General features: G+C 57.0%; 11 protein-coding genes. 1 reads left to right on the top strand and 10 read right to left on the bottom strand.

The annotated features are described in order from the left end of the window. Nucleotides 1-32 precede the first annotated feature (32 nt). Complete coding sequence (locus NG895_RS12590) at nucleotides 33-2060, top strand: glycoside hydrolase family 97 protein (protein ID WP_252852863.1); 2028 nt, start codon at nucleotides 33-35, stop codon at nucleotides 2058-2060. A 492-nt stretch (nucleotides 2061-2552) separates the two neighbouring features. Here the strand turns inward: NG895_RS12590 and NG895_RS12585 are convergent, their stop codons facing one another. From NG895_RS12585 to NG895_RS12540, 10 genes are all read right to left on the bottom strand, one after another. Next, nucleotides 2553-4175 (bottom strand): TolC family protein, encoded by a 1623-nt coding sequence (locus NG895_RS12585; protein ID WP_252852862.1) that lies wholly within the window; start codon nucleotides 4173-4175, stop codon nucleotides 2553-2555. 182 nt (nucleotides 4176-4357) lie between these two features. Then, nucleotides 4358-5815, bottom strand: a complete 1458-nt coding sequence (locus NG895_RS12580; protein WP_252852861.1) for an HlyD family secretion protein — start codon at nucleotides 5813-5815, stop codon at nucleotides 4358-4360. Between the two features lie 19 nt (nucleotides 5816-5834). Beyond that, nucleotides 5835-7949 carry a peptidase domain-containing ABC transporter gene (locus tag NG895_RS12575; RefSeq protein WP_252852860.1) on the bottom strand — a complete coding sequence of 705 codons (2115 nt, stop codon included), beginning with the start codon at nucleotides 7947-7949 and terminating at the stop codon, nucleotides 5835-5837. A 41-nt stretch (nucleotides 7950-7990) separates the two neighbouring features. Then, nucleotides 7991-8335: a helix-turn-helix transcriptional regulator gene (locus NG895_RS12570; protein ID WP_252852859.1), complete on the bottom strand. Its 345-nt coding sequence runs from the start codon at nucleotides 8333-8335 to the stop codon at nucleotides 7991-7993. Nucleotides 8336-8986: 651 nt separating this feature from the next. Further along, the gene (locus NG895_RS12565; protein ID WP_252852858.1) at nucleotides 8987-11596 is read right to left on the bottom strand and encodes a CARDB domain-containing protein; all 2610 of its coding nucleotides are present in this window, start codon (nucleotides 11594-11596) and stop codon (nucleotides 8987-8989) included. Nucleotides 11597-12380: 784 nt separating this feature from the next. Then, nucleotides 12381-13733, bottom strand: coding sequence for a Gfo/Idh/MocA family protein (locus NG895_RS12560; protein WP_252852857.1), 1353 nt, complete (start codon nucleotides 13731-13733; stop codon nucleotides 12381-12383). A gap of 700 nt (nucleotides 13734-14433) precedes the next feature. Then, nucleotides 14434-15495: a sialidase family protein gene (locus tag NG895_RS12555; protein ID WP_252852856.1), complete on the bottom strand. Its 1062-nt coding sequence runs from the start codon at nucleotides 15493-15495 to the stop codon at nucleotides 14434-14436. A 515-nt stretch (nucleotides 15496-16010) separates the two neighbouring features. Next, the gene (locus NG895_RS12550) at nucleotides 16011-17162 is read right to left on the bottom strand and encodes a glycosyltransferase family 2 protein (RefSeq protein ID WP_252852855.1); all 1152 of its coding nucleotides are present in this window, start codon (nucleotides 17160-17162) and stop codon (nucleotides 16011-16013) included. Then, on the bottom strand, nucleotides 17159-18304 hold the full coding sequence (locus NG895_RS12545; RefSeq protein WP_252852854.1) for a hypothetical protein: 1146 nt from the start codon (nucleotides 18302-18304) through the stop codon (nucleotides 17159-17161). Before NG895_RS12545 ends, NG895_RS12550 begins: the two co-directional genes overlap by 4 nt. 50 nt (nucleotides 18305-18354) lie before the next feature. Beyond that, complete coding sequence (locus NG895_RS12540) at nucleotides 18355-19539, bottom strand: hypothetical protein (RefSeq protein ID WP_252852853.1); 1185 nt, start codon at nucleotides 19537-19539, stop codon at nucleotides 18355-18357. Between the last annotated feature and the right edge of the window lie 8 nt (nucleotides 19540-19547).

Raw genomic sequence — 19547 nt, 5'->3', positions numbered from 1 at the left:
AATCGATCAGACCAGCAATTGCAGGCCAACTCATGCGTTGTTTCGAACATACTCACCCAGCCGCCGTTTTGAGGCACACCTTGGGGCGGCTCATCCAGGTGGAAACTCTGCGATTGCTAGCGGTGGTGGCGATTTGCGCGCACTTTGCTGGCGACAGCCACGCGCATTCCCTTCGCTCTCCCGATGGTAGAGTCGAATTAGATGTCTCCCTTGTAGACCGAAACACGGACTCCCTACTTGAGTACTCGGTAACATTCAATGGTCATCAAGTTCTTGACGAATCAACTATTCGATTCATCACAGCCGAAGGAAGCACTATCGGCGAGAGCCTTCTCACACAAGGAGATCCGCCGCTGTCATCACACGACAGCACCTGGCAACCTGTCTATGGCGAACAGAACACCATTCGCGATCACTACAACCAACTCACCCTGAACTGCGTCGACGAAAGCTCAGACTGCGAGATACAGTTCGAGTTTCGGTGTTATGACGCTGGAATATCGTTCAGAGCGACTATCACACCACCTGAAGACTCAGAGTCTATCCATATCGCCTCGGAACGATCCGAGTTCAGATTTACTAAGGACCACGCGGTTTGGTGTACCCAAAGACCTCAAGGTAGTTTTGAGGCAAAAAAACTGAGCGAGATCTCCGGCACCGTAGAGCGGCCTCTTACCATGAAGCTCAGCGATGATATCTACGCAGCGATTTTGGAAGCCGGGTTAGTCGACTATGCAGCAATGAAGCTGCGGCGACAAGAGGGGCGCGACAATTGTCTGGTCACATCACTGCTCAGCGATGTAAAGGCCAAGGGTGAGCTTCGCACACCTTGGCGGGTTGTCATGGTTGGAGCTAGTCCGGGCGACTTGCTGGAAAACAACGAACTTGTGATGAATTTGAGCGAACCCTGTGCAATTGCTGACACCTCGTGGATCAAACCGGGGAAGGTACTACGTGAAATCACGCTGACAACTCGAGGGGCAAAAGCCAGTGTCGACTTTGCAGCTAAACACAACTTCCAATATGTAGAATTCGATGCTGGTTGGTATGGGAACGAAAATCACAACGCATCGGATGCGACCACAGTAACACTCGATCCGAAGCGATCAGCAGGACCACTAGATCTGCCTCACGTCATCGAGTACGCGGACGAACGTGGGATTGGAATCATTGTGTATGTCAATCGCCGAGCGTTGGAGAAGCAACTGGACGAAATTCTTCCTCTATATGAAAAGTGGGGGATTAAAGGAGTCAAGTATGGCTTTGTGAATACCGGCTCTCAAGAATGGATGAGCTGGTTGCATAACGCCGTGCGAAAGGCCGCAGACCACCATTTGATGATTGATGTGCATGACGAATATCGGCCGGTAGGGTACTCTCGCACCTACCCTAACCTGATGACGCAGGAGGGTGTCCGTGGAGATGAGGCCGCGCCGTCGAGTGAACAAGCCATCGTGACGCTATTCACGAGAAACCTAGCCGGGGCAGCAGATCACACAATTTGCTACTTCGACCCTCGGGTAACGGAAAAATGGACCCACGGCCACCAACTCGCTAAGGCAGTTTGCACCTATTCACCATGGCAATTTATGTTTTGGTACGACACCCCATTGTCTCCTAAGCCCCCTGGGAGACATCGGACTTCGATTATTGCGACTCCTGAACTGGAGTTCTTCGCGAAGGTCCCAACGGTGTGGGATGAGACACGAGTCATCAAGGCTGAGATCGGAGAATTCGTTGTGATTGCCAGACGCAGCGGCCAAGACTGGTTCGTCGGCTCCATGAACAACGGCACGAAGCGCGAGATAGACGTGCTGTTTAACTTCTTAGAGGAGGGACTGCAATACCGTGCGCGTGTCTACCGGGATGATCCTAGTGTTGACACTCCGACGAAAATCCGGATTGAGGATCATCTGGTAGAAGCAGATGAGAGCCTCGATGTCCGGTTAAAGTCGCATGGTGGGCAGGCGGTGTGGCTCACGCCGTCAAGCCGCCTCGCGAAGGCTGTTCAGCCCCAACCTGATTCCCAATCAAGTTCTACTTCCAAGCTGCAAAACTGAACCACTGTCGAGGTTGTGTCCAGCAAGCCAATTTCGGGTAACCGTGCCAACTTCCGAGTGAATCAGTATCCGGGGAAGGTCGTGGTTCTCTTGAAACATGGTCAGAGCTTCGACATTGCTTGGCTGTCCCGGACGATCAACCTCTTGCACCATCGGGCAGTTGTCTCATGCAGGTGCGGTCGCATCGGCCGATACACCGCAGGTATTCTGCGAATTCGAGGTGGTGCCTCTACCGCCAGGAAGTCTAGACTTTTGGTTCCGGATGTGATTAGTTGCAGGTTATCCAACCAAGCAGTGCAGCAAAGCAAACTTCCGGAAATGTACACACTTTAAATCGCTTAGGCTCAGAAGCCAATTAGGCCTACCGCAAGTGCGCGTTCCAAATCAGCCGTGACTGGCCCAAGGCACCAGTTGGCCCAAGCAGATGCCTGCGGGGCGAAATGGCTTGGCGATTGGTTAGAATCTATCACCACCAACCGAGGTGGCGGGCGTTTACTCAGTTTCGTTGCGGTAGAGGGTAGACAGGTCGCTGCCGTCCAGGCCCAGGGCGGCGGTGTATTCGGCCAGGGCGGCGAAGAAGTCGCGTTGCGAGGCGACGAGCTCGGCAGCCGCTTCGGCCAGTTGTTGTTCGCGGATGTTCAGATTGAACAGAGTGTTCTGACCTTCTTCGTACAGCCGGTTTTCGGCCTCTTGCATACGCTGGGCAAGTTCCAGGTTCTCCGTGTTCTGACCGACTCGCTCGGCGGCCGCTGTCACGGCGGCTCGGGCGATCTGCACCTCGACGGAGATCTTGTCTTCGGCGAACTCGGTCTTGGCGCGAAGCTGAGCCTGCTTGCCACGAACCTGTCGCAGTTTGCCAAGAGCCTTGCGGCGTTCCAGCGGCACCGACACGGTGAGGATGGCCTCGAGTTCGGTTTCCGATTTGTCGGCGTCTTTGGTGGGGGCGCCCATGTCCTGGGCGAGTTTCACACCTGCGTCCACGTCGGCGAGCGTTTCGTTGACCGCTTGGCTGCGGTCGACAGAGAGTTGCCGGCGGACAATGGCCAGCTCGGCCAACTCGGGACGATTCGCCAGGGCCAGTTCCACGTCGCGTCCCAGGGTAGCTTCCTCGGGAACTTCGACCTTGGGAAAGCTGCCGGAAAGTGTTTGGTCGACCACCAGTGGGGTACCGGCGCTATCGCGGAAATAGAGTGAAAGCTTGGCGGCGGCTTGCGTGAGCTTTTGCCTGGCGGCCGTGCGCTTTGCTTCACGGGAGACAATGATCCTGCGATTGTCGACGATATCGATCTGTGCCTTCTCGCCAAGCTCCACCTGCCGTTTCAGGTACTTGGCCCGGTCCAGGCCCAGTTCCAAAAGGTTCTCGGCGATCTTCAGGTTCTCGCAGGCGGCGACCCACTCCCAGTAGGCCTGAATGCCGTCGCGGACGGCCAGAATGAGTTGCGAGCGGATATACGGCTCGACGCGGTTCTGCTCCAGCTGAGCACGCCATAGGTCGGCACGGTTCTTGTCGATGGTTCTGTCGCGGATGATTGGCGCGCGGAGCGACAGGGCGATCTCGCCGCCGTCGTTGGTTTCGCGTTCCTTGTACCACGGTTCGAACGACCCCCGCCCCAGGCGATAGCCGGCTCCCACCTGCCCGCCCCACATGGTGTTTCGCTTGACACCCCACTCATGCCAGTTGTTTTCGTAGTAATCCAGCGGCTGGACGTTGCTGTACCCGTCGAGCTTGTGGTCAAACGCTCCCCAGGCCGACAGTTGCTCGCCCGAAGCAATGATTCGAGTGGCTTCGGCCTCGCGGAGTCGCGGAAAGTGATTGCGGACGGAGGAGATGACTGCCAGCACCGAAGGCTCGCCCGGCGATGAGGGCTCGGGGGTTGGCGTTTCGATCAATTCAGCTGCTAGCTCTGGTGGCTGTTGCAGTTCGTCGCCAGTGGTTGTTACGGAATCCTCGGTTGCCCGTGGCAGGTCTTCCTCGAAGGACACCTGAGAGATTTGCTGGTCGTTGGTTGCCTGTTGCGCGACCTTGCTGCTGGCGGTGCTAGGTGTGTTGTTGTGCCAGGAGTAGGGCGGATGCGAACTCCGGCACCCACCAGCGACCACGCCGAGTGCTATCATCAGCCATAGATATCCTGCCCAGCTACGCACTTTTTAGGTGACCTCGAACCAAAACGATGAGAGCGGAGCTTCCGTTGCGACACTTACAACCTGCAATATCGGCATTATTGTGGGGGCCAAGCCATCCTGGTTTGTTCAGGCCGCAAACTCTAACAATTTGCGATCGTGTCAGCGAACGGAATTCAGATCTTGATCTTCGGTGGTTTTGGCTTTTCGGCATCCTGTTTCGATTTCAGGGCAGGGGGGAAGCCGTTCATTCGCCGCCAGATCTCGTAACCCAGCGGAACCTGATCGAGCAGAATCCAGCTATTGGCCTGCACGCCTTGACGCAGGTAGGGATACTCGGGCCAGGGGTCCTCTTCGGGGTCGGGGTCGGGAACGATCACGACCCGGAATTTGCCCATTCCGTTGTCGGTTGGGTCGACCAGGGCGACTTCCCCCCCAAAGGTGCCGACAGCCACCGAGGGCCAACCCGAAAACTGAATCGCCGGCCAGCCTTCGAACTGCAAGCGGACCTTGCGGCCCGGGGCAATCAACGGCGCATCGTTTCCCGCAACCCAAACCTGTACGGCAGGTTGCTCCGTTTTGGGAACGATGCGGCAGAGTTGGTCGCCCGGCTTCACAATCGAGGAGGAGTCGAACACGGTCAGATTCATGATGTAGCCGTCCCTGGGGGCGACCACCTCTTGGGTGCGTTGGACGGCCACCTTGCGTTGTTGATCGAGCAATTTCGACTGCTTTTGATTGATTTCTTCATCGGTCTTGTTGATGTCGATCTCGGCTTTCGCCACGTCGGCCCGGGCTTTCTCCAACTGCGACTGCACTTTGTTGATCTTCGCCTGCCATTCCTGGCGTTTCGACTCTCGCTCGTTCTTCTTGCCTTCCACGCCGTTCACTGCGTTGTCAACTTCCTGTTCGGCAACCTTCACGTAGGCCCGGGCATCGCGATACTTCTGCTCGGCTTCCTGTTGTTTGAGTTGTGACTCGATTCCTTCCTGGAATAGTGCATTCTTGCGATTGTAATCGGCCTCGGCCTGGGAGAGCTTTGCCAAGGTGGCGGTGAGCTTGTTTCGCTCGGCTTCCACCTTGTTTTGGGCCTGAAGTACAAAGCGGTCGTAGGCCTGCACCAGTTCGTCGCGAGCGGTCTGCATGGCCTCGAGCTCTTCGCTGGTGACGTCCACAATGCGAAGGTTGTTGTCTCTCAGTTCTCGGGCCCGCTCCAAACGGCTTTTTGCTACACGGATTTCTGATTCGACATTGGTCACTTGCTGCTCGAGCCGCGAAAGGTAAAGGGGGTCTTGGTCCTCGATTCGGAAGAGCAACTGCCCCTTCTCGACGTAAGCGTTTTCCTGCACTCCCTCGCCACGTTCGGCGATTCGACCCTTCACCGGCGCTTGAACGGATTGTGGACGTTCGAACGGGTCGAACGCGATCACATCGCCCCGTCCCCGAATCGACTGCTGCCAGGGGGCAAACAGCATGGCCACTACCAGTAAGAACATGGTGACTAGCAGCGCTTTGCCGAGTCGCCTCACCAGTCGCCCAGCGCGGGCCAATCGCAGAGCGGGAAACATCTCCTCGTTGTACGCGGCATCTCCCAACACCCGAGGCTTCGACACTCTTTTGGCTAGATTACTCATGGCGATGTTTGTTGCTCCGTTAGGCAGCTTGGCGCTTGCGTAACCAGAAGTGGCGATCCAGACGTGCCGCAATTTCCTGCCGAGTGGTCATCACAATCAAGGTCCAGCTTTGCTCCGCCGACAGTAGCGTGGCCAGCACCTTATCGAGTTGCTCCTCTGGCAGCGAGTCGAGTATGCCGTCGATAACCAGCAACTCGGGGTCGCCGGCGATCGCGCGGGCAATCATCAGCAGTCGCTGCTGATTCGATGAAAGGGGCCTGCCCGTGGGCAGCAACCGTTGATCGATGCCATCGGGCAGCGTGATGATCGACTCCAGCAGCCCGGTTTGCTCCAGGGCGTGGCGTACGTGGCTGCTGGTGATGTAGGGGCGACCAAGTCGCAGATTTTCGGCGATGCTGCTATCGATGATCTCGGTCTCACCGGCAATCGCCACGGCTGCCCTCAACAGGTCGGGGCGGAGGTCTGTTGGATCGCAGTCGCCGATCTCCAGTTGTCCAGCGACCGGCTGTTCCAGGCCATAAATCATCCTCGCCAACGTAGTCTTGCCACTGCCGGCAGCGCCGATGATGGCCACATGCTCTCCCGCCGCAATGGACGCCGTGAAACCATGGGTGGCCAGGCAGTCGCCCGTCTTCGATCGCAAGTCGGTCAGCCGAAGCGAAAGACCTGCGCCCGTATTGAGAACGCCGGTCAGACCAGACGGCTTTTCGACCTCGAGGTCGAACAAATACCCAAGTTTGTCCACCGCCGCAACCAGGTCATAGAAGCCTTCAATGTGTTTGCCCAGCTTCGCTAACGAAGCAAGGATGGTGGTTACGATGAGTTCGGCCGCGACGAGCTGGCCCAGCGACAATTGGCCCTGGATCACCAGCCAGCCACCAACGCCCAGCAACACAGTGCCGGCCACCGCTTGCAGCCCCAGCGTGAAGACGATTTGTCGGAAGAGAATACGAAAGTGCGACTGCCGGATCTTCAGGTACTGGGCCGTTAGTTGGTTCGCCCGGTCGAAAGCGAATTCGGGACCTCCGTCTGCCTTGAATCCAAGTTGGCAACGCGTGACCTCTTCGAACCAGGCCGTGAGTTTATACTTCAGTTTCGATTCGTCGATTCCCGAGGCAATCGCTCCCCTGCCTAGCAGTACCAGGCCGATGGAGACGGTTGCGATCAGCAGCAAATCGAAGCCAAGAAGCCAGGGATGATAGAATGCCAGGACCGTCATGCCGACCAGTGTCGCCAACGCGATACTCACGCCATCCAATAGCAAGTTCGCCACCACCTTCTGCAGCGTGGCGACGTCGAGGAATCGATTGACCAACTCTGGACCGTAGCTGTTCGTCAGCGAGCGGGCATCCACGCGTGGCAGACGATAGGCCAAATCGGCGGCCACCCGTGCAAACAGGCGTCGTTGAATGATCTCTGCCACGTAGGTTTGGAGTGCCCTTAGCAACGCCGCAAACGCCAGGAAGATGAACAGCATGACAGCCAACACTACCACTGGCTGCAGCAGCTGTCCAAAAGCCACCGTGTTGACCAATGCTTCCACGGCGATTGGAGTTGCCAGGTTCAACACACCTGCGAACAGGGCGAAGACCAGGATGATCCAGATGTCTGACCATTCGGGGCGAATGATTCGCAGCAGTCGTTCGATCGGTCGATCGTGCAAGTGCTGTGCGTCATGGATATTGGTCAACTCCGGGTGCTCTACGACTACCCACTCATGCTGAGCCGGTGACGACTGCTCGATGGTGCTGGCCAAGAGCTCCGTTAGCGCGATCACCCGCGTGGCCTCGAATGGTCCTTCGCCCAATAGCAAACCCTTCGGCGATTTTCCTACCACAACCTGAATTTCACCAGACGAATCGCGACTTCCGACCAGTTTGGCCCCGTCCTTCGCAAGATCCTCCACTTCCTCCATGGTGAGTTCAACCTGCCGAGCGCGCAGGTGCAGGCTCTCACAACTTTCGACCAGCCACTTTCGCCACAGCCGACGTTCGTCTCCCGGCCAGGCTTCCTGCACTTCGCCCAGCACCTGTTCTGCGCGGAGCAGCTCGATGTCGACATCACACTCTCGGCACAGACGTACCAGCACCGTGGCGAGTGTTGTCTTCGATTCTGAATCGGCCAGCGTTAGCATCAATCGTATCCTGTGCGAAACCCGCTTGGTGGCGGAGACTGCTATTTCCCGTTACCGGTTTTCCCGGTCGTACCCACAACCAAACTCAGCAGATCGCCAATCGAGCAGTGCGACTCGATCGGATGGCGCAGATGCTTGTCGAGCATCACCCGGTAGTGATTTCGCCTGCCTACTCGTTCCCGCTCCAGGTACCCCTCTTCTTCCAATTCATGGACAATCCTTTGCACGGCTCGCTCGGTGATGCCGACTCGCTCGGCAACTTTCCTCAACACCAGATCGGGCTCGGCCTGCAGTTGAATCAACACATGGGCGTGGTTTGTCAAAAAGGTCCATCGCAGTAGAGTGTCGTCGGCGACACCCACCGCACTCGAATCGTCATTATTCATGAAGAGAATGTTCCTATCCTCGAATTCAACAGAACAGCCGATATGCATTACGTGAATTGTATTACGCGAAACGAAGTTCGCCAATAGGGTTCCGCACGATCCGGGGCTCCCTCGGCCCAGAATTGCCTCGGGTGTCTTCGCAAGTGCTTGTGAGATAGAGGTTTGCGTAACATGGAGGGGCGGGCCCGTGCTGCCAGCGGGAAAGCCGCAACAGCGAGCTATGCAGCCAACCCCGTGTTCTCCATATCCCTACTGCTCCAAGCCAGCTCCGAATTTTGTCCCCACCCCGCCACGGGAGTAATTGATCCATGGTCCCAAAACTCGGGGGACCTGGGGACTTGGCAATTCCGTAAGTCCTTGTTTGAGAACACGTTACAGTAATGCTCGCGTTTTGGGCCAGCCCAGTTTTGTCCCAACGCGCCGGCGTAGTGGCAAAACTCCTCTCGGGTTGGGGGGGCAGGCATCGCTGGGCGGAAGGCATAGGCGGCACTTCGAAATGCCAATCCGCTCGCCAGTGGTCTGCGGTCAGGGGGACACGTCACAATACCCCTCCCCCGACGGAGCCATTAGATCAGATGGTGGGGGGAACTCTACGGCGAAGTTTTTACATCCATGAAAACACTGCTTACCAACACACGACAGCCGAGGTGGCTAGATCTGCCAGAGTTCGACTTCCAACTCCAAGGCGAGATCGTGCAGCAAGTCCGTGCTGGCAACCTCCGCTCTGTGCGGCGCCATGCTCAGCTCTGGTTCGTCCAAGTTGGGCCATTCTCCATCCAACAACAAGAGTTCAAGCTCGTTGTTGACGTTGTCGAGTGGGCCGTCCGACGAATCGCCGGCAGTCGAGGCGTCCTTGTGTTCGGTCTTGGCAGATGAGGTCGGCGACACAAGGCTCGCCAGGGCAGCATCCGTTGCCGACCTGCTCGCCGACGTGGGCAAGCTGCCGGATGATTCGGGGGAATCAGCCAGAGATACCTGCGATTGACCGGACGAGGAAGCAGCCAGGGGGGCAGCCACACTTGCGGCGGCCGACTGCCCAAAGTTGGCCTTCCACAGATCGTAGTCGGACAGGGTCACGGTGCCTGTGCCGTTACCGTCTGCTCCGCGAAATGGTGCAGGCTCGCTACCCAAGTTGTTTCGCCATACCGTATAGTCGGCGAGGTTCACAGCACCGTCGCCGTTGTAGTCACCAGGGTAGGCAATCGCAGCGCCGCTCGAGTTATAGCTGATGCCGGTTGGCCGGCTCACCACATCCGTCGACGCGATCACGGCTTCGTACAGCCCTTCGGGGTCGGTCGTCCCGTCGCTGGCGTAGACGTCACGTACCCAAGGGCCTCGCTTGCCGGAGAGCAAACGCTCCAGCGAAAAGAAGCGACTCACCGGGCCGGTCGGATCGCTGATCATAAGTCGGAATAGGTCGACCACGCGGCTGTGTTCGCTGCCGGTCACCACGAACGCCTCATCGGCTGTTTCAGGCGAGACATCGCTGCCGGCGGTAATGCCGAAACTGCCGCCGTCGCGGCTGTAGAACGACCACGAGTAACCACTGTGGGCGCCACCAAAATCAACGCTTTCGGTGGAGTAGAGCTTGCCGAGCGGTGGCGGGGCGTCCTCGGCAGGGTCGATGGCCACCACGCGATTCACTCCACCCGGAAAGGCGCCTGCCAGTTCGCCGGTGATCACGCCACCCCAGCTATGGCCAATCACGTTCAGCACACTCGTGGTAAAGCCCATGTTGTCGAGCGCTGCACTGGCCCATTTGCCAACCGTCTCCAGCCAACCCTCGCCACTAAAGTCGTAGGTTTCTGTCACTTCATTGAAGAAGGCTTCGGCGCCATCACGCCAATCGAGCGTCAGCACCTGGTCCGCGCCCGTGACCTCGTCGACCGATTCGGCCAATTGCAGCATCCGGTTTTCGTTTGTCTCGTCGTTGGTGTTGCCCGGAGCAAACGAGCCATTGCGTCCGTGGATCACCAGCCACGTGCGGGTGTTCGGATCGATGGGCAGGCTACTGTCGAACCGCTTGATCGTTGCGTCGATGGTGCCTTCGATGGGAATGTTACCGCCCCAGTCGTACGCCAGGTGCCCCGTAAACGAATTGCCGGCACCAGAACCGACATAAGTCCGCAAATAGGGCGACTCGTACTGCGGATCGAATAGCCCGCCGTCGTAGCTTAGATAAAAGCGATTGTTGGGCGTATCAAGATCGTCTCCCTGCCAGGGCGCAACCCACTCCACCGCGCCAATGCCCTCGGAATCGAGCGCGATCGAGAGGTTAGCGATATTGTCGTTGCCCAAGATGTCGAGCCCTTCGGTGTCGTCTTCGATCACTGCCACGACGATCGTCTCGCCAGGATCAGAGGCACCATCCGCCACTGCCCATACGCTTTCGCCCGCGCGAATGGATGTCACTTCGGCATCGTCGGGGCTGGGTCCCGTGCGCCAACTCAGCCGGCGATAGACAGTGATATCTTCGGTGCGGCTATTGTTCCCTTCGTCGCTCTCGGCGACTTCGTTATTGCCGTCGGCTTTGGCTCGAATCGAGTGTGTCCCAACGCCTGGTGAGTCGATGCTAATCGAGCGGACATTTAGCGTCTCATTGGGATCCAAGCCGTCGTAGTCGTCTCCCTCGCCGTACTCATCGTCGTTAAGAAAGAAAGTGACTTCCTGGTTGGCAAACAGCCCGGCATCGGCCGTGGCGTTGCCTTGATTCTTAATCCGCCCACGGATGATGAAGTCCTCGCCGGCATACACTCGGGCAGGATCGGTCCAAATGTTTTCGACGATCAAGTCCGGTGCCGGCGGCGGTTGCACCGTGAGCGATTCGGTGCGGTTATTGTTCCCCTCGTTGCTCTCATCCACCTCATTATTGCCGTCGGCTTTGGCGCGAATCGAGTGCACCCCTGCGCTGGGAGCCGTGATGCTGATCGACCGGGTGACCAGCGTCTCCCCGGGGTCCAGGTTGTCGTAGTCGTCCCCCTCGCCATACTTCACACCGTTGAGGTAGAAGGTGACTTCCTGGTTCGCGAATAGACCAGCGTTGGCAGTCGAAGTGCCGGCATTGCGGATCCGTGCACGTATGTAGAACGACTCGCCCTCCACAACGGTCGAGGGCACGGTCCAGATATTGTCCACGACCAAGTCCGCAGCGAGCAAGCATCGCGTCTCCAAGGCCTCGACGCTCAGCTGGCGGCAGAAGTGGTTCGCATAGGCTCGGCGCTTCGTCCTTGCAGCATCTCCTTGGCGGCGATCGATACTCAAGAGACGCTCCTTAGAAGTTAGGATGGCGGAAAAGCTCTTCTGATACTAGCAGGGCCACCAGCGCAAAGCAAACTCGTTCATGATCATACAATGAGCGGTGCTTTGGTCGATCGTACTCACAAGTGACATAGAAAAACCGCACATTGGGCGATCTGTCCGCAACCCATCGGCGCCGGTGGTGCCCGTGGCTCGTGATGCTCCGACACACGTGATGGTCGTAAAGTACCCCTTTTATTATCAGGCGAGCACTTCCGGTATGACTCGGTCTGTTCTCTCGGGCGGCGCGAACTGCCATGGTTCTTGATTTTGGCGATGCGAATTACGCTGTCGCTCTCCGCAGGGAGCAATACGAGTTGCTGCCGGCAACCTCTCCAGGGACTCTCATCACTTCAGACCCAACTGATCCCGCCGCCAGCAACTTCTGCCATGAGACGGTAGTCATACCTCGTCTCACTTTGGGGTGGAAACGACCAGTCTATCTGTCAGAGTACACGTGCCGAGCATGATGTCGCGGACGCGTGATGTGGACGTTGTGAATCACCTTTTCGGGCGTCGACGAGCGGTCAGGGCTCTATTCGACCAGGGGGCCTCGTTATCGCTCACGATCGGATCGACACTGGTGGCAACGCCGCTACAGATGCTGCACGCTGTGCTTGCCTATAGGATATGTACGATGAACGAGTACGGGTACGTGACCGACCAAGGTCGCAGCACCCACCGCAACCGACGCAAGGTTCATTGGTGTACAACGATGACCTGAATTCCATCGCCGACACTTCCAAATTCACACACTGCTGGGCAATGGATGAACCCAGTCGCCTCGGTAGGATCGCGCTAGGCGGGCATTGGCCTCTTCGTCATCTTTGACTCGTCCATGTTCCGCATCCCAGACTAGCCCGCGCCCCAGTTCCATCGACAGGTTGGCGAGTATGCAGCAGGCGGACGAGATGTGTCCTTGCTCGATGTCGGCGATCGGTAGCCTGCGTTCGCGACGTGCCTCGAGGAAGTTTCGCATATGGGCTCGGGTGGCGGGGGCGGCGAATAGCTCGGTCTCTTTGTGCTGAGTATCTTCCGGATAGCGCTCTCGTTCCTCTAACGCTTTGGCATGCTCCGGCTGACCACCGCCGTGCGGATAGAAATGGTACTGCCAGACGCTAAGCTTCAGCGTGCCCTTGTCGCCGTACAATGTGACGCCCCACGGGTAGTCCGGCTCGGGGTTCTCCCCCCAATTCCGTTGGTTCCAGACGACGTGCAGGTCTTCGAAGTCGAACAAAGCCGTTTGTGTATCGTGTGTATTAATGTTGGACGTCGCGGACCGCATCATGATACCTCCTGTGGCCGAAATTGACTTGGGCCACCCGAGGTCGAAGTAGAAGCGAATCAGATCGAGCAGATGCACACACAAGTCGCCAGTCTGTCCATTGCTGAACTCCCGGCAGGCTCGCCATCTGCGGGGATGGATACCAGGGCTGTAGTCGCGCCAGGTGGCGGGCCCCACGTACATGTCCCAATCTAAATGTGCGGGAGCGGCTTCCGGATCGGGAAAGTCGCGTGGTGGACCGTAGTAGCTGTGAATGTCGATGGCCGCGACTTTGCCTAGCTTTCCCGAACGGATGAAGCGGTCTCGCGCTTCCATGAGATGGTGGGTGCTGCGCCGCTGTAAGCCGACTTGGACGGTACGGTTGTACTTGCGCGCCGCCGCGACCATCGCCTGTCCTTCAACCACGTCGTAGCTGACGGGCTTCTGTACATAGACATCTGCTCCCGCCTTACAGGCGGCCACCATCGGCAGGCAATGCCAATGGTCGGGCGTACCGATCAAGACAACTTCGGGGCGTTCCTTCTTCAGAAGTTCGCGATAGTCACCGTACAAGGGAGGCCGCTTTCCGGAAGGCTGGCGGCCAGCAACCAGTGCAGCCGCCTGATCGGAAGCCTGTTGATCGACATCGCAAAGCCCTACCACCTCCACGGGGGCAACCTGGATCAGATGAAACAAGTCGGTCTTGCCATACCAGCCGCAGCCGATCAGCGCGACGCGCAGTGACGCTTCATTCGCCGCCGCATAAACGGTGGCATTTAGCGCCGAAAGAGAAGCTACCGTTCCGAGGCCTGCCTGTAGAAAATCACGTCGATGCATGGTCATCTCACTTTGGAAAGGCTATCCATAGGGCCCATTCTACGGTAGTCAAAAGGGATTCGCTACAAAGAATCTCGACGGTCGCGCGAAGGCACCAGAGGCATCACACCCGTTTCAATGGCCCACGTGCCCCCGACAACGTTCACATGCAGCTTTGCAGGACATGTTTTGAACTTCAGTTCTCCGCCGAGACGAGCCGTTTGGACATGAGACTGATCATGGCGATATTAGGTCATCGCTACGCTGGAGGCTGCGGTTTGTTCGTAGTCCTTGTATTGGCGGTGATGGCGTGCGAGTCAGCCGCAGAGGTGTTGCACCATCCATTGTTTCGGCAAGATGACAGATCCTCCAATGACCACCGGGCGAAGCACCGTCTGAAGTACCCAGCCAAGAGTTTCTTGGACCAATTCTGGCAACTCCGATCGACTGTACGCAGAGTCCCTGAAGATGTTTGTCAGCAGCCATTGTCAGCTGGCGTCAAGCGACGACGCGGCTGGAGTTCTCGCTGGTCGTTCAGCCCTGCCAGTCCTGACGCGCAATCGTGACGCACCCACCGCTGGAGTACTTCCAACGGCAAGTGACTCCTTGCCTTCATCGCAACCTCCATGTTCAAAGATGGCGGCAATATGATGGGTAAAATAGTAAGCCGCAATGGGAGGTGCGCTACTTTGGATTAGAGTGCGATTTAGAGATGAGTAGCTCAGTTCCGAAGATCGCTGCTCAGCTCGTCCAGTTCGCTGAGCTTGAGACGCACGGAGAGTATATAGGGCTGCTTATTCTTGTCCCAATGACCGTAGGTAATCGCCACAAAGGTCCCATCCGGCAAGATTTCTACGCCGGGATAGGCGGTATCGTAGGCTTTTGTATTGTCGCCCAGCCTAACAAAGTACTGCCCCTCGGTGTTATTGACCAAATCGTCGTAGGACCCCACCCACGCCACCCAGTCGCCTTCAAATGGGCGGATGGGTTGCAGGGGCTTGGGCGATACGCAACGAAAGCTGATGAACAAGCGGCCATCGGGGCCATATTCGCAGACGTGTCGGTCTCCACTCAATGCGAGTGGCAACTGCCGAGGTTCGGTCCAGGTTTCTCCCTCGTCATTGGAAAAGATGACGTGCGAGTTCTTGCGACGTCGGTTCTCCCGTAACAGAACTGCCAGTTGCTCGCCATCGGGCGAGCGAATACAACCAGGTTCGCATAAATGGATCTCTTCTGAACTCCAGACTTCTTCCGGCTCGCTCCAAGTCCTCCCGCCATCTTCGCTAAGCGTCTTATAGAGGGTCATCGCCTTTTCTTCCTGCTTTGTCGGCTGTTTTCTCCTGAACCTCCCGTCGTCGTGGAACATGGCAAGATAATGGCCGGGAGTAGAGAGAGGTTCGACGAATCCCATCACGACAATGCCGCCCCAATCGCCCGCTGCTTTCAGTTCACTCCATGATTTCCCATCGTTTTCGCTCACAGACAACCGCGCCGGGTACAAACCCGACCAGAGGATGAGCCGCTTGCTTCCCTCTCCGTCGACGACCCGATGTATCGTTGGAGTTTCTTTCGACGTGGTCCAACTCTGTGGGGTTGGTAGGCGGTCGGACCAGGTTTCGCCCCCATCATCACTTCGCTTCATGACGATCGCACCGCGTCCGTGCCCCTTTGGATAGACAGCAAACATCGTCCTCCCGTCTTCCAGCAGAACTGTTGTGGGATGCCCCAGGTATTGGCCTGGTTCGCGATCGACTACTACCTGACGATGTTCTTGTCTGGCCAAGTCTAGCAGAGGAATGGAAATCTCACTTTGCGCTTCTTGCGAGTAAACCGTGGAGGGCAAGTGGCAGATGGCGAAGAAACAGATTACACGGATGGCACACCACAAGATACTAGTCAAACGAGGTCTAACGATTTCCATTATGATGCCGTCCTAACTGCCATGGATATGATGCGTTGAGTGCCAACTCTCTCTGCCACTTGATCGACTTGGGTAGTTCTAGCAGGCGGCACGATGCCCGTCAAAAATCGTGGCATTTTGTCATGTCGTCCATCGCCGGGGCCTGGCAAGTTCTCGTCGTCTTGGCGTCGCTGGTTGAAGTCTGCAATCGGTAGAAATCTCGCGTCGTACTTCGGGAAGAACCGATAACGCGAGGGCGATCACACGGCTTCCGTTTTCCTGCCCACCGCGGAGGCCGCAGCACGCACGCTGCCCGTGACCTGCTGGGATGATTGCAGCCAGCGTGGTACACAGTTCGCTGGCGTGCGTCGCTCCACGGAGTACGCGGCCGGAGATACCTAGCCGCTGGTATGCTTGCAAATCAGTACCGAAGCATCGCGGTACAGTTCAGCATAGGCATTCGCAAGTTCCTGCTGGAGAGCCGCGTAGTGATCCAGCCACCAGTAGCAGTACCATACGATGACGACGTGTTTTATACCGCGTTGATTGTACTCGCGGAGTTGTTCAACGGCCTGATCGCCATCCGCCGGAGGGCCAGCAAAGCATTGATTCTCATCTGCCAATAGGTAGTGCCGTGGCCGACCAAGAAGAGAAGTTCGCACGTTCATGGTATCGTCGTCGATCAACACGACTTCTGCATCTTGGGGCACATGCTCATTAATGGCTTGTTCGATGTCATCCAGCCTGTCCCAGTGATCGTGTCCCCAGTCACTCCAATCGAACTGCAGTGAGCGGCGTTTCAGATGCGTGCGAATCGCCCCAGCGGTTCTCTCGAAGCGATCGCGGAGAACATCCCGAATCTCGAATTCGTTCTTGCCTGCTAGGAAATTGCTGCCGTGCTTTCGATAGACGCTGCCTGGTTGTGCTGCAACTACCGTGCGGCCATAAATGGGCGAGATGTGCAGTAAGTATCCGTCGGCCCCACGCCGAAAGGCTCCTTCAGGAATTGGGCGAACCTTCTCGAGGAACTGTCGAGACCACACGTTTCCGGATGTTGGCGAGCAGGCGAAAGAGTGCGGCCCCTGGTATCGGAGTCGATCGAGTAGCATCTTAGAGTCGTCGTCGGGCACGCGTAGCGTTTGTCCTGTGCGTTTGCCGACGGGATTGATGATCGGCATTTTCCAGGTGATCTTGGAAACATCGCTGGCCATACACTGCTTTACAATCTCCAGCGTATGCTCGGTGAGCATGTCATCGGCGTCCAGAAAGATAATCCAATCGCCCTTCGCCACGTCCAACCCAGCGTTGAAAGCGGACGCCTGTCCGCCGTTCTGCTTTAGGATCAGCTGTACCTGATCCGTGAACTTGCTGAGCACCCCTTTGGAGTCATCGGTAGAGCCGTCGTCGACGACGATAACTTCAACCTGCTGTGGATCGAACTGCAGTGCGCTTTCCACTGCAGCCGCGACAAACCTGTCATAGTTGTAGTTGTCGATGATCACGCTGACGAGGGGAGACTCGTGGCTGTGAGGCGGAGTGGTGACCTTCATGCTGCCTCCAACGCCCGATGGACGAGTTCCGGTAAGACCACGCGGTAGTCGAAACGTTCTCGCGCCAGCTGTTGAGCGCGACTCCTTTCATGGTGCCAATCTCTTGTAACGCGGTTGATTGCTTCGGCCGCCTCCTCAACTGTGTCAAAAGTATTCCAGCCGGGAAGACCGCGGAGAGGATCTGGCACACCGGTGTCCTGCAAAATTGCAGGCCGACCGGCGGCAAGGTAGCATACGGTGCGATCGCTAATCCATCCTGTGCGAGCCTTGACGTAACCATTTTTTGCTACACTGAACTCGCCGCTGGAATCTGCGATATAAGACTGGTAAGTGCTCAGGTTCAAACTCGTGTGCTGACCATCGACAATCTCCCAGTTGAACTCGCGGAACTGCGCCGCGATTCGGCGGGGCATGCCAGAGGTGGCGATACGTAGCTTTGCATCCACAAGTCGAGGGAGTTGTTGCATCTTGAGGAATTCTTCTCCCTTCTGTCCGTAGCGTATTCCATTCCACTCCACGTCACCGTAGGCCGACCAGTTGGCAACCGTTGAGAAGACGGGCTCCGCCGTAGGGCAGGGTAAGCTACTCCAGAGCTCGGGGATGACAGGCGGAACGATCGGCACCCATTCGACGTCGGCGGCAGGAACATCGCAATCGGGACGCCCCACATTAGTGCCGTACGTGAAGCAAATGTTGTAACGATCAAACCCTTCTTTGGCGAACGATCCGATCTGGGTGAACATGGGATCCATGTCTACGAGCACCACGTGTTGAGCCTCGGCAAACTCTTCGAGCCAGTTCACGCCACCAAGGTTGATCACCAAGTCTGCATTCTGTATAAACCGGCGAATGTCGAGACGGTCAACGCCGTAGCCAACCTGATGGGTCGAATCGACGTAGGAGATGGTACATCGGCAGTCGATGGTGGCGAGAAGGTCTTTGGTGGCGTCCATTCCGGCGACTGGACAGGATGAATAGCAGTTAGCCAGAGGCTCGTAACACGAATCTGGCCAGCCACTCTCTTCCACGTAAAGCACTTCGTGCCCCAGTAGCTCCAAGCCGCGCAGGTATTGCGCGAAGGCTAGAATATTGCCAGCCAGAGGTAGCCTGATCATGTAACCTGCGACAACGATGCGTGCCATAATGTTAGTCTATGAATTCCTCAGTGGGACGGCGGCCCACACGTGAAGTGTCAAAGCAAACCGACTCGCGACATGAGGCTACCGACAACTTTTGGAGCATCCAGGTACTCAGCCGCCAAGTCGCGCGCGGCCTGACAGTGTCTGGGATAGTCGGACTCGATGGTGTCCAGGGCTGCCAGCACGTCATCCATGGATGAAAAGGCGAATAGCCCCTCGCCGCTCGGAACGAATTTGTCGAACGAGGTGTCTTCCGTGATTACTGGCCGGCCCGCTGCCAGATAGCAAACACTTCGGTCTGATTGCCAGCCCGTCCGGCCTCGCACATATTGATCGCGAGCGACGGTGAACTCACCTCGTGACGATTGGATGAACTCTTTGTACGTCTTCAGGTCGCTGGATATGGCGAGGGAGTCAGAAACCTGCCAGCCATGAGTGGTTAGAGTCTCCTTTACGGAGGGACTTGCTTTGACAGCAACATGGAAAGTCTGGTCGGTGCGATGCTGCGGCAACTGCATAATCTTTTCGAACGCGAACTGCTTCGTCCAGTAATAGGTCTCGCCATTCCATTCGACATCGTTGTTCTTGTTCGACCAGGTGGCAATGGTTGTATACTGCTGGCCTCCCACGGTAGGGCAATCATTCCACAATGCCAGACTGACTGGTTGCCTGGTTGGCTTCCAATCGAATTGTTCGATGGGTACTGGGCAGTCGGGATGGCCAAGGTTTTCACCGAAACTGAAATGGTGAGTGTGGGCGCCTAGGAGTTTCAGCCAGTAGTTGTCTTCTTGGGCTACGCGAACCTGGGCGGCGAAAGGATCCGACTCGACATAGACCCGGCACGGGATCTGCAAATGTTCCTCGCGCAGTTCCTGCGCTCCAGTAACATTCAGGAAAGCGTCGGACTCTTTGTACAGCTGGTCAAGCTGTTGGTGGTGAAGTCCATAGCATTGCTTGTCGCCATAGTGACTACGATATGCCCAGCGACCCTCAAAGCCAAAATCGTCGAAAACCTTGCCAACATGGCGAATATTATTGGTCGCGTCGTCAGCCATGTCGTTTAACCACGGATCATAAACGCGACGCGTCGAGTCTTCTACGTAATAGGGGTCGAATCCCAGTTCGCGCAAGCCAAGCAGATAGTGCAGGAACTGGAAAGTGACACCTGCAAGTGGGTAGAAGAATGCAATACCGAAGACAATGACCTTGGTACGCTGAGTTTGCTCTCTGAGTGGCATTGAGAATC

The sequence above is a fragment of the Aeoliella straminimaris genome, from assembly GCF_024054565.1.
GTDB lineage: Bacteria > Planctomycetota > Planctomycetia > Pirellulales > Lacipirellulaceae > Aeoliella > Aeoliella straminimaris.
The sequence above is the reverse complement of the archived record's forward strand: the minus strand, read 5'-3'. Positions and strand labels throughout refer to the sequence as shown.

Coding starts and splice junctions, on each gene's coding strand:
- NG895_RS12590 (WP_252852863.1), top strand. CDS start 33: ATGCGTTGTTTCGAACATACTCACCCAGCCGCCGTTTTGAGGCACACC.
- NG895_RS12580 (WP_252852861.1), bottom strand. CDS start 5,815: ATGAGTAATCTAGCCAAAAGAGTGTCGAAGCCTCGGGTGTTGGGAGAT.
- NG895_RS12540 (WP_252852853.1), bottom strand. CDS start 19,539: ATGCCACTCAGAGAGCAAACTCAGCGTACCAAGGTCATTGTCTTCGGT.
- NG895_RS12575 (WP_252852860.1), bottom strand. CDS start 7,949: ATGCTAACGCTGGCCGATTCAGAATCGAAGACAACACTCGCCACGGTG.
- NG895_RS12570 (WP_252852859.1), bottom strand. CDS start 8,335: ATGAATAATGACGATTCGAGTGCGGTGGGTGTCGCCGACGACACTCTA.
- NG895_RS12550 (WP_252852855.1), bottom strand. CDS start 17,162: ATGAAGGTCACCACTCCGCCTCACAGCCACGAGTCTCCCCTCGTCAGC.
- NG895_RS12560 (WP_252852857.1), bottom strand. CDS start 13,733: ATGCATCGACGTGATTTTCTACAGGCAGGCCTCGGAACGGTAGCTTCT.
- NG895_RS12585 (WP_252852862.1), bottom strand. CDS start 4,175: ATGATAGCACTCGGCGTGGTCGCTGGTGGGTGCCGGAGTTCGCATCCG.
- NG895_RS12545 (WP_252852854.1), bottom strand. CDS start 18,304: ATGGCACGCATCGTTGTCGCAGGTTACATGATCAGGCTACCTCTGGCT.